General features: G+C 71.4%; 5 protein-coding genes and 2 pseudogenes. 3 read left to right on the top strand and 4 right to left on the bottom strand.

Annotated features, from left to right (window positions below; translation table 11 throughout):
- Positions 1-516 (bottom strand): urease accessory protein UreE (gene ureE / locus x551_RS15840; RefSeq protein ID WP_036249425.1); only part of this gene is annotated, 516 nt, incomplete at its 3' end.
- Between the two features lie 143 nt (positions 517-659).
- Here ureE and x551_RS27525 point away from each other — a divergent pair.
- Positions 660-1,061, top strand: a pseudogene (locus x551_RS27525) (AsmA family protein); the annotation flags it as partial.
- Positions 1,062-1,354: 293 nt separating this feature from the next.
- Positions 1,355-2,668 carry an AsmA family protein gene (locus x551_RS24535; protein ID WP_161728050.1) on the top strand — a complete coding sequence of 438 codons (1,314 nt, stop codon included), beginning with the start codon at positions 1,355-1,357 and terminating at the stop codon, positions 2,666-2,668.
- Here the strand turns inward: x551_RS24535 and ureC are convergent.
- From ureC to x551_RS15865, 3 genes and pseudogenes are all read right to left on the bottom strand, one after another.
- Positions 2,653-4,379, bottom strand: a pseudogene (gene ureC, locus x551_RS15855) (urease subunit alpha). The gene x551_RS24535 and the pseudogene ureC overlap by 16 nt on opposite strands.
- Before the next feature lies 1 nt (position 4,380).
- Positions 4,381-4,689 carry an urease subunit beta gene (locus tag x551_RS15860; protein ID WP_011828268.1) on the bottom strand — a complete coding sequence of 103 codons (309 nt, stop codon included), beginning with the start codon at positions 4,687-4,689 and terminating at the stop codon, positions 4,381-4,383.
- A gap of 10 nt (positions 4,690-4,699) precedes the next feature.
- The gene (locus tag x551_RS15865) at positions 4,700-5,002 is read right to left on the bottom strand and encodes an urease subunit gamma (protein WP_011828269.1); all 303 of its coding nucleotides are present in this window, start codon (positions 5,000-5,002) and stop codon (positions 4,700-4,702) included.
- Between the two features lie 97 nt (positions 5,003-5,099).
- Here x551_RS15865 and x551_RS15870 point away from each other — a divergent pair.
- Positions 5,100-7,935: ATP-binding protein (locus tag x551_RS15870; RefSeq protein WP_036249434.1), on the top strand; the 2,836-nt coding region annotated here is incomplete at its 3' end.

Genomic DNA, 7,935 nt, shown 5'->3' on the forward strand with positions numbered 1-7,935 from the left:
CGGTCCGTGGTCGTGGTCGTGCGCGTGATCGTGCCCGGCGTGGCCATGCCCGTGCGCGGCCGCCTCGCCGTAGGCGCCGCTCTCGGGCTCGAACGGCGCCTGCGCCTCGCTGACGATCAGGTGCATGGCGCGCAACATGTCGGCCAGCACATGGTCGGGCTCGAGCTGCAGGCGGTCGGGCTGCAGCTCCAGCGGCACATGGCGGTTGCCGAGGTGGTAGGCGGCGCGCAGCAGGTCGAAGGCCGAGCCGTGTTCGCTGCAATGCCTCACCACCAGCACCGACTGGGGCGCGGCGATCACGCGGACCAGCGAACCGTCCTCGGCCACCAGCACGTCGCCGCCGCGCACCACGCTGCCGCGCGGCAGGAACACGCCGAGCGCGCGGCCCTGCGAGTCGGTGGCATCGAAGCGGCTCTTCTGGCGCACGTCCCAGTCGAGTTCCACCGTCGCGGCGCGCTTCAGCAGCGCGGGTGCGAGGCCCGCGCCGCGCGCGAGCAGTTTGTTGAGGGTCAGCATGGCGCGAGTATGCCCCTGGCTGCGCGCCACCGTAGGCCACGGCCTACAGGCCGACCCGCCGCCGGCCGATGGCGGCGACGGCCCGGCCGCGTCACGCTCGCAGTTCGCGCCCGCCCCTCCGCGCCGCGCGCCGCCGAGATCCGATGCCGACCCGTTTCCCGTCCCTGCTGCGCCGTCTGGCGATCGTCTTGCTCGCGCTGGCGATCGCGCTCGCGGTCGCGTGGATCGTGCCCTGGAAGCTCAACCCGCTGCGGGGCTGGATCGGTGAGCGGGTGCAGGCGGCCACCGGCCGCACGCTGGTGATCGACGGCGACCTGTGGTGGCGCTTCGGTCGCCATGGACGGCTCACCGCGGAGGGCCTGCGGATCGGCAACCCGGCCTGGGCCGGGCGCGCCGATTTCCTGCAAGCGCGCCGCGTCGAGCTTGAGGTGGCACTGTGGCCGCTGCTGCGCGGGCGCATCGTGCTGCCGCACGTGCGCGCCGAGCAGCCCGACCTGTGGCTGGAGCGCGCGCCGGACGGCCGCCGCACCTGGCGGCTGGAGCGCGCGCAGAACGACGGGAAGCGCACCCTGTTCCTTGGCAGCGTGGCGCTGGACCGCGGCGTCGTCACCTATGCCGAAACCGCGCGGCGCGCCGAGGTGCGCTTCGCGGTGCAGACCCGCGTCGACGGGGGTCGCCCGCGCCTGCAGGCGGAGGCCAGTGGCCGCTGGAACGACCTGCCGGTGAAGGGCCGCGCGGAAGGCGACGAGGTGCTGCAGCTGCGCAACGAGGACCAGCCTATGCCTTCGAGCTCGACGGGCGCATCGGCGGCACCGCGATCGCCGCGAACGGCAGCATCGTGCGGCCGCGCGAGCCGCAGCGCGCCGACCTGCGGATCGAGCTCGCCGGCAGCTCGCTCGGCGAATGGCACCGCATTGCCGGAGTCGGCCTGCCCGACACGCCTCCCTACAAGACCGAGGGACGGCTGCGCTTCGATGGCACACGCTGGACCTACGAGGACTTCAAGGCCGTTGTCGGCCGCAGCGACCTCGGCGGCCGTGTCGCCTTCGAGCGCCGCGCGCCGCGCTCGCTGTTCAGCGGCGAGCTGGTGTCGAGCTCGCTCGACCTGGCCGATTTCGGCCCGGTGATCGGCAAGGCACGCCCGGCCGCAAGTAGGGCCGTGCCGGCCACGAGCGCGAAGAAGACACCGGCCGCCGCGGCCGCTGCGTCGGCGCCGTCGTCCGACGGCCCGCGCCGCGTGCTGCCCCAGCAGCGCTTCGACGCCGACAAGTGGGGCACGCTCGACGCCGAGGTGCATTTCGTCGGCCAGGAGGTGCGCAACCTCGGCAGCTTCCCGATCGGCAAGCTCGACTTCCGCGTGAAGATGGACGATCGTCGCCTGACGCTCTCGCCGCTGCTGCTGCAGCTCGGCGGCGGGCGGCTCGACGGCGACCTGCACATCGACGGCCGCGTGCAGCCGATGGCGGCGCAGCTCGACCTGAAGCTGCGCCGCCTGCAGCTCGACACGCTGCTGCCGCAGCTGCGCAGCACCAAGAGCGCGCTGGGCGCGATCAACGGTCGGCTCGTGCTCGCCGGCCAGGGCCAGTCGTTCGCCCAGATGCTGGGCAGCGCCGATGGCGAGGCCCAGCTCGCGATGGGCCGCGGGCAGGTCAGCAACCTGCTGCTCGAGTTGCTGGACCTCGACGCCTACGAGGCACTGAGCTTCCTGGTGCGAGGTGACCGCTCGGTCGAGGTGCGCTGCGCGCTGGTCGACGTCGGCTTCCAGCGCGGGCAGATGAGCACGCGCGCCGCGGTGTTCGACACCGTGGACACGGTGATCGAGGCGCGCGGCCGGGCCGACTTCACGAACGAGCAGCTCGACCTGCGCGTCACGCCCACGGCCAAGGACCTGAGCCCGCTGAGCGCCCGCGTGCCGTTCGACGTGAAGGGCCCGTTCGCGAAGCCGCAGGTGTCGCCCGACAAGGCGCGACTGCTGGCGCGCGGCGGTGGCGCATTGCTGCTCGGACTGATCAACCCGCTCGCCGCGATCATCCCGCTGATCGAGACCGGCCCCGGCGAGGACCGCGACTGCCGGGCCCTGATGGCGCGCGCCACACAGGAGGGGCTGCCGCCCGGGGCCCCGCCGGGGCCCGCGGATCAGAAGAGGAAATAGCGCTGCGTCATCGGCAGGGCGGTGGCCGGCTCGCAGGTCAGCAGCTGGCCGTCGGCGCGCACCTGGTAGGTCTGGGCGTCGACCTCCATGCGCGGCAGGTAGGCGTTGTGCACCATGTCGCCCTTCTTGACGGTGCGGCACTGCTTCACCGCCGAGAGCGGCTTGCGCAGGCCGTACACGCTGCCCACCTCCGAGGCCAGCGCGGCCTGGCTCACGAAGCTGAGCGAACCGCGCGTGAGCGCGCCACCGAAGGCACCGAACATCGGCCGGTAGTGCACCGGCTGCGGCGTCGGGATGCTGGCGTTGGCATCGCCCATCAGCGCCGACGCGATGAAGCCGCCCTTCATCACCAGCGAAGCTTCACGCCGAAGAAGGCCGGCCGCCAGAACACCAGGTCGGCCCACTTGCCGACCTCGATGCTGCCGACCTCGTGGCTGATGCCGTGTGCGATGGCCGGGTTGATCGTGTACTTGGCCACGTAGCGTTTGGCGCGGCCGTTGTCGTGGCGCTCCGGGTCGCCCGGCAGCTTGCCGCGCTGGACCTTCATCTTGTGCGCGGTCTGCCAGCAGCGCAGCACCACCTCGCCGACGCGACCCATGGCCTGCGAGTCCGAGCTGAACATGCTGATCGCGCCCAGGTCGTGCAGGATGTCCTCGGCCGCGATGGTCTCGCGGCGGATGCGGCTCTCGGCGAAGGCCAGGTCCTCGGCGATCGCCGCGTCGAGGTGGTGGCAGACCATCAGCATGTCGACATGCTCGTCGAGCGTGTTGACGGTGTAGGGCATCGTCGGGTTGGTGGAGGACGGCAGGAAGTTCGCCTCGCCCACCACGCGCAGGATGTCGGGCGCGTGGCCGCCGCCGGCGCCCTCGGTGTGGAAGGCGCACAGCGTGCGGCCCTTCGTCGCCGCGACCGTGTTCTCGACGAAGCCCGACTCGTTCAGCGTGTCGCTGTGGATCGCCACCTGCACGTCGCCCTCGTCGGCCACCGACAGGCAGCAGTCGATCGCGGCCGGCGTCGTGCCCCAGTCCTCGTGCAGCTTGAGGCCGATCACACCGGCCTCGACCTGCTGGCGCAGTGCCTCGGGGCGGCTCGCGTTGCCCTTGCCGAAGAAGCCCAGGTTCATCGGGAAGGCGTCGGCCGCCCGCAGCATGTTGGCGATGTTCTCCGGCCCCGGCGTGCAGGTGGTCGCGAAGGTGCCGGTGGCCGGCCCGGTGCCGCCGCCGAGCATGGTGGTCACGCCGCTGGAGAGCGCCTCCTCGATCTGCTGCGGGCAGATGAAGTGGATGTGGCAGTCGATGCCGCCGGCGGTCACGATCAGGCCCTCGCCAGCGATCACCTCGGTGCCCGGGCCGATGACGATGTCGATGCCCGGCTGCACGTCCGGGTTGCCGGCCTTGCCGATCGCGGCGATGCGCTGGCCGCGCAGGCCGATGTCGGCCTTCACGATGCCCCAGTGGTCGAGGATCAGCGCATTGGTCACCACGCAGTCCACCGCGTCGTGCGGCCCGGGGCCGTTGGGCCGCTGGCTCTGGCCCATGCCGTCGCGGATGACCTTGCCGCCACCGAACTTCACTTCTTCTCCGTAGCCGCCGGCGCGCAACGTGTAGTCGGCCTCGACCTCGATGACGAGTTCGGTGTCGGCCAGCCGCACGCGGTCGCCCACCGTCGGTCCGTACATCTCCGCGTAGGCGCGGCGTCCGATGGTGGCCATGTCAGAGCTTTCCTTGCACGAGGCCGCGGAAGCCGTAGACCGTGCGGTCGCCGGCGTAGTCGACCAGCTCGACAGTGCGCTGCTGGCCGGGCTCGAAGCGCACTGCGGTGCCCGAGGCGATGTTGAGCCGCATGCCGTGGGCCGCGGCGCGGTCGAAGCGCAGCGCGCCGTTGGTCTCGGCGAAGTGGTAGTGCGAGCCGACCTGGATCGGCCGGTCGCCACCGTTCTCGATCACCAGCGTCAGCGTGCGGCGATCGGGGTTCAGCACATGGTCCGGTCCGTCGGACGGCAACAGCTCTCCAGGCGTCATGTGAGCGGCCTCATGCAATGGGTTGGTGCACGGTCACCAATTTGGTGCCGTCCGGGAAGGTCGCCTCGACCTGGATGTCCGGGATCATCTCGGCCACGCCGTCCATCACGTCGGCCCGGGTCAGCACCTGCTGGCCCGCGCTCATCAGCTGGGCCACGCTCTGCCCGTCGCGGGCGCCTTCCAGGATCGCGGCGGTGATCAGCGCCACGGCCTCCGGGTGGTTGAGCTTCAGGCCCCGGGCCCGGCGCCGTTCGGCCAGCAGCGCGGCGGTGAAGATCAGCAGCTTGTCTTTCTCGCGGGGCGTCAGGTCCATGGTGGGGCGCTGTGAGCAGGATGGATGCCATGCTAGTGCACCGGCGTCCGGGCCGGCTGGTGCGGTTCTTGATCGGTGAGGTACAACCCTGCTGCCCATGCCGTCCCACCCCGCCGCCCTGCCGCCTGCTTCCGACACGCCGCCCGCCGCGCCGGTGCAGCGCGTGATCAAGCTGCGCCGCGACTACAACAGCTGGGTCGCGCGCGAGACCATGGAGGATTACGCGCTGCGCTTCACGCCGCGCGCCTTCCGCAAGTGGTCGGCCTGGCGGGTGGCCAACACCGCCATCGGCGGTGCCGCGTCCTTCCTGGTGCTGGAGGCGGTGGGGGCCACGCTGCTGGTCCAGCACGGCTTCGTCAACGCGGCGCTGGCGATCCTGGTGACCGGCCTGGTGATCTTCCTGGCCGGGCTGCCGGTCAGCGTCTACGCGGCGCGTCACGGCGTCGACATGGACCTGCTGACGCGCGGCGCCGGTTTCGGCTACATCGGCTCCACGCTCACCTCGCTGATCTACGCGAGCTTCACCTTCATCTTCTTCGCGCTCGAGGCCGCGGTGATGGCGTATGCGCTGGAGCTGGCCTTCGATATTCCGCCGGCCTGGGGCTACCTGATCTGCGCGGTGGTCGTGATCCCGCTGGTGACCCACGGCGTCACCGCGATCAGCCGGCTGCAGGTCTGGACCCAGCCGCTGTGGCTGGCCATGCTGGTCGCGCCCTATGTCTACGTGTTCGCCGAGAACCCGGGCGTCGTCGACGGCCTGCTCGCATACGGCGGTGAGAAGGGCGTGGCCGGCTTCTCGTGGCTGCACTTCGGCGCGGCCACCACGGTGGGCATTGCGCTCATCACGCAGATGGGCGAGCAGGCCGACTACCTGCGCTTCATGCCGGAGAAGCGCGCCGGCCAGCGCGGCCGCTGGTGGCTGGGCGTGCTGGTCGGCGGGCCGGGCTGGGTGCTGCCGGGCGTGCTGAAGATGCTGGGCGGCACGCTGCTGGCGTGGCTGGCCATCAGCCACATGGTGCCGCTGGACCGCGCGGTCGACCCTAACCAGATGTACCTCGCGGCCTACGAGCATGTGTTCCCGCACTACGGCCTGGCGGTCGCGGCGACCGCGCTGTTCGTCGTGATCTCGCAGCTCAAGATCAACGTCACCAACGCCTACGCCGGCTCGCTGGCCTGGAGCAACTTCTTCGCGCGCCTCACCCACAGCCACCCGGGCCGCGTGGTGTGGATGGTGTTCAACACCGCGATCGCGCTGATGCTGATGGAGCTCAATGTCTTCCAGGCCATCGGCAGCGTGCTCGGGCTGTACAGCAACGTCGCGATCGCCTGGATGATGGCCGTGGTGGCCGACCTGGTGGTCAACAAGCCACTGGGCCTGAGCCCGCCCGGCATCGAGTTCCGCCGCGCTCACCTCTACGACGTCAACCCGGTCGGCGTGGGTGCGATGGGCATCGCCTCGCTGCTGTCGATCACCGCGCACATCGGCCTGTACGGACCCATGGCGCAGGCCTGGTCGGCGGCCATCGCGATGGTCACCGCCTTCGCCGCCGCGCCGCTGATCGCCTGGGCCACGAAGGGCCGCTACTACATCGCCCGCCAGCCCGAGCCGCTGGCGGCCGGCGACGATGGGCGTTACCCGCGCCTCAGCCGCTGCTGCATCTGCGAGCGTGAGTACGAGCGCGACGACATCGCTTCCTGCCCGGCCTACGGCGGGCCGATCTGCTCGCTGTGCTGCACGCTCGACGCGCGCTGCGGCGACCTGTGCAAGCCGCCCGAGGCCAAGCTCGCCGCGCAGTGGTCGGCGGCGCTGCGGCGCCTGCTGCCGCGCGCCGTGTGGCCCTACATCGACACCGGTCTGGGCCACTACCTGCTGCTGATGCTCACCGTGGTGCCACTGCTCGGCGGGCTGTTCGCGCTGCTCTACCACCAGGAGCTGCGCACGCTGGCCGCCAGCGGCGCGCCGCTCGCGCCGGCGGTGGCCGGTGCGTTGAAGCTGGGCTTCGTGAAGGCCTTCGCTGCGCTGCTGCTGATCGCCGGGACCGTGGCCTGGTGGCTGGTGCTCACGCACAAGAGCCGCGAGGTCGCACAGGAGGAGTCCAACCGCCAGACCGCCGCGCTGCGCACCGAGATCGAGTCGCACCGCCGCACCGACGCGCAGCTGCAGGAGGCCAAGCTGCAGGCCGAGCGCGCGATGCACCAGGCCGAGCAGGCCAACCGCGCCAAGAGCCGCTACATCACCGCCATCAGCCATGAGCTGCGCACGCCGCTCAACAGCATCCTCGGCTATGCGCAGCTGCTGGAGGAGGACGAGGCGATGCCGCCGCACCGCGCGCAGGCGGTGCGCGTGATCCGCCGCGGCGGCGACCACCTCGCCAGCCTGATCGAGGACACGCTGGACCTGGCGCGCATCGAGAGCGGCAAGCTCGCGCTGGAGGTGCGGCCGCTGCGGCTGTGCGAGGCGGTGCAGGAGCTCGCGCGCATGTTCGAGCTGCAGGCGCGCGCCAAGGGCCTGGTGTTCCGCCACGAGATCGAGGGCCCGGACGTGGTGCGCGCCGACGAGAAGCGGCTGCGCCAGATCCTCATCAACCTGCTCGGCAACGCGGTGAAGTTCACCGCGCAGGGCGAGGTGGTGTTCCGCATGCGCTACGCGCGCGAGATCGCGCACTTCGAGATCGAGGACTCGGGCCCCGGCATGACGTCCGATGAGCTGGCGCGCGTGTTCGAACCCTTCGAACGCGGCGGCGCGCTGGCCGGCGGCGGGCACGGCACCGGCATCGGCCTCACCATCGCGAAGATGCTGACCGACCTGATGGGCGGCGAGATGACGGTGCGCAGCACGCCCGGCCGCGGCACCGCCTTCGCGATCCGGCTGTTCCTGCCGCAGGCCAGCGAGGCGACGGTGGCGCCCGCGGTGCGCGTGGCGCGCCGCATCG

Source organism: Methylibium sp. T29, from assembly GCF_000576205.1.
GTDB lineage: Bacteria > Pseudomonadota > Gammaproteobacteria > Burkholderiales > Burkholderiaceae_C > Methylibium > Methylibium petroleiphilum.